The 1113-nt window shown below is 71.7% G+C and carries 1 protein-coding gene; it reads left to right on the top strand.

Annotation, left to right across the window (positions count from 1 at the left end; all coding sequences use genetic code 11):
• The coding region (locus IPZ69_RS46720; protein WP_235461015.1) for a DUF11 domain-containing protein at window positions 1-1113 on the top strand (1113 nt) is incomplete at both ends.

The following is a 1113-nucleotide window of genomic DNA, read 5'->3' as shown; positions in this document are numbered from 1 at the left end:
GCCCTGACGCTGACCGACGCCCCGGACCCGGTCGCCGCCGGCGAGCGCCTGACCTGGACGGTCGGCGTCACCAACAAGGGTCCGAACTCCTCCACGTCCACCCAGATCACGACTGAGCTGCCCGACGACGTCACCGACCCGACCACAACCGGCCCCTGCCTGGTCTCCGGCCGGACGGTCACCTGCAACCTCAGCGAGGTGCCGCAGGGGACGCACCGGGAGTACACGATCAGCGCCCAGGTCCCGGCCGACCTGGTCTACCGCAACGGCGGCCCGAAGACGATCACCGCCACCTCTACCGTGGCCAACCTCGCCGGCCCGGACGCGCGGCCGGCCGACAACACCGCCACCGCCGACACCAGGGTGATCGCGAAGGCGGACGTACGGATCACCGACGCCCGGGCCACCAGCCCGCTGGAGGTGCTCATCGGCGAGCCCGCCACCGCCTTGCTGGAGGTCACCGTCGCCAACGCCGGCCCGTCGAGCCCGATCGACACCCTGCTGACCACCACGGCCGACGCGGACGCCGGCGTCACCGTCACACCCGCGACACAGACCGCTCAGCAGACGGCGCTGCGCGTGGGCACGCCGCAGAAGGCCACGTACGCGGTGCAGCTCGCGTGCACCGCGCCGGGCCTGAAGCAGGTACGCCTGGACTCCCGCCTGGCGCTGAAGAACGCGGAGGACGTCGACCCGGACCCGAGCAACAACACCGCTTCCACCTCGTTCCGGATCGACTGCGTGGTGCCCGTCGCGATCAACGTCCGGCCCGGCGGCTTCCCGAACTCCATCAACCTCAACACCGACGCCACCCTGGCCGCGCTGACCACCCGGGTTGGCGAGTACGGCCTGCCACTGGCCTTCGACGCGACAGCGATCGACGTGTCCCAGACGTACTGGGGCCTGCGGGAGCGGCTGTTCAACACCGCCACCCCGGCCGGCGCCCGGGAGGTCCACGGCAGGGGCCACCCCGGTGACTCCTACGAGCTGGACGAGCGCACCCGCGACGGCGACACCGACAACGTGATGCACTTCAAGCCCAGCGAATCGGGGCTGACCCTCACCTCGACCCGCGCCTGTCTGAAGGGCAAGTACCGGGCCCCGGGCGGCCAG

It is taken from the genome of Streptomyces olivochromogenes (genome assembly GCF_021538895.1).
Lineage (GTDB): Bacteria > Actinomycetota > Actinomycetes > Streptomycetales > Streptomycetaceae > Streptomyces > Streptomyces olivochromogenes_A.
This window is presented reverse-complemented; position numbering and strand designations above follow the sequence as displayed.